Annotated in this window: 1 rRNA gene; it reads left to right on the forward strand. The window is 56.7% G+C overall.

What is annotated here, in order from left to right:
* Positions 1–91: 91 nt before the first annotated feature.
* A 16S ribosomal RNA gene (locus tag EDF42_RS00895) occupies positions 92–1613 on the forward strand.
* The last annotated feature ends 390 nt before the right edge of the window (positions 1614–2003 follow it).

Genomic DNA, 2003 nt, shown 5'->3' on the forward strand with positions numbered 1-2003 from the left:
CAATTCCTTTTGGATTGAAGATTGTCAGTAGACAGTCAACAGTCAGAATCAACTCGGTCTGATGCCCTTTGGGGTGTTGGGTCTGTATTTTTTTACGGAGAGTTTGATCCTGGCTCAGGACGAACGCTGGCGGCGTGCTTAACACATGCAAGTCGAACGATGATGCCCAGCTTGCTGGGTGGATTAGTGGCGAACGGGTGAGTAACACGTGAGTAACCTGCCCCTGACTCTGGGATAAGCGTTGGAAACGACGTCTAATACTGGATATGATCACTGGCCGCATGGTCTGGTGGTGGAAAGATTTTTTGGTTGGGGATGGACTCGCGGCCTATCAGCTTGTTGGTGAGGTAATGGCTCACCAAGGCGACGACGGGTAGCCGGCCTGAGAGGGTGACCGGCCACACTGGGACTGAGACACGGCCCAGACTCCTACGGGAGGCAGCAGTGGGGAATATTGCACAATGGGCGAAAGCCTGATGCAGCAACGCCGCGTGAGGGATGACGGCCTTCGGGTTGTAAACCTCTTTTAGTAGGGAAGAAGCGAAAGTGACGGTACCTGCAGAAAAAGCACCGGCTAACTACGTGCCAGCAGCCGCGGTAATACGTAGGGTGCAAGCGTTGTCCGGAATTATTGGGCGTAAAGAGCTCGTAGGCGGTTTGTCGCGTCTGCTGTGAAATCCCGAGGCTCAACCTCGGGCTTGCAGTGGGTACGGGCAGACTAGAGTGCGGTAGGGGAGATTGGAATTCCTGGTGTAGCGGTGGAATGCGCAGATATCAGGAGGAACACCGATGGCGAAGGCAGATCTCTGGGCCGTAACTGACGCTGAGGAGCGAAAGCATGGGGAGCGAACAGGATTAGATACCCTGGTAGTCCATGCCGTAAACGTTGGGCGCTAGATGTAGGGACCTTTCCACGGTTTCTGTGTCGTAGCTAACGCATTAAGCGCCCCGCCTGGGGAGTACGGCCGCAAGGCTAAAACTCAAAGGAATTGACGGGGGCCCGCACAAGCGGCGGAGCATGCGGATTAATTCGATGCAACGCGAAGAACCTTACCAAGGCTTGACATACACCGGAAACGGCCAGAGATGGTCGCCCCCTTGTGGTCGGTGTACAGGTGGTGCATGGTTGTCGTCAGCTCGTGTCGTGAGATGTTGGGTTAAGTCCCGCAACGAGCGCAACCCTCGTTCTATGTTGCCAGCGGGTTATGCCGGGGACTCATAGGAGACTGCCGGGGTCAACTCGGAGGAAGGTGGGGATGACGTCAAATCATCATGCCCCTTATGTCTTGGGCTTCACGCATGCTACAATGGCCGGTACAAAGGGCTGCGATACCGTAAGGTGGAGCGAATCCCAAAAAGCCGGTCTCAGTTCGGATTGAGGTCTGCAACTCGACCTCATGAAGTCGGAGTCGCTAGTAATCGCAGATCAGCAACGCTGCGGTGAATACGTTCCCGGGCCTTGTACACACCGCCCGTCAAGTCATGAAAGTCGGTAACACCCGAAGCCGGTGGCCTAACCCTTGTGGAAGGAGCCGTCGAAGGTGGGATCGGTGATTAGGACTAAGTCGTAACAAGGTAGCCGTACCGGAAGGTGCGGCTGGATCACCTCCTTTCTAAGGAGCATCTGGCCTCGTGTGCCCTTCGGGGTGGGCGTGGTCCAGGCGCCTGATTCGGACCGAACGTGTCCGACGGGTAGCTCATGGGTGGAACATTGACAGTGCAGTTGGGAGTGATGCTTCCGACCTCAGTACGCCCTGCTTGCAGGGTTGGGACGGGTTGGGGGTGGAGCTGTCAGCTGGTGCACGTTGTTGGGTCCTGAGGGACCAGGCTTCCTGCTGACACGAGAGTGTCTGGTGGGGGTTGGGCCTGCGGGTCCTTCGCCGGGCCGCATGAAGCACTGTCACTGGACGGTGGGGAGTGTGGTGCCGATCGTATGTTGAGAACTACACAGTGGACGCGAGCATCTTTGATTCGCGTCATCCAATCGACCGGGCACTTTGGTG

Source organism: Curtobacterium sp. PhB172, assembly GCF_003752545.1.
Taxonomy (GTDB): Bacteria; Actinomycetota; Actinomycetes; order Actinomycetales; family Microbacteriaceae; genus Curtobacterium.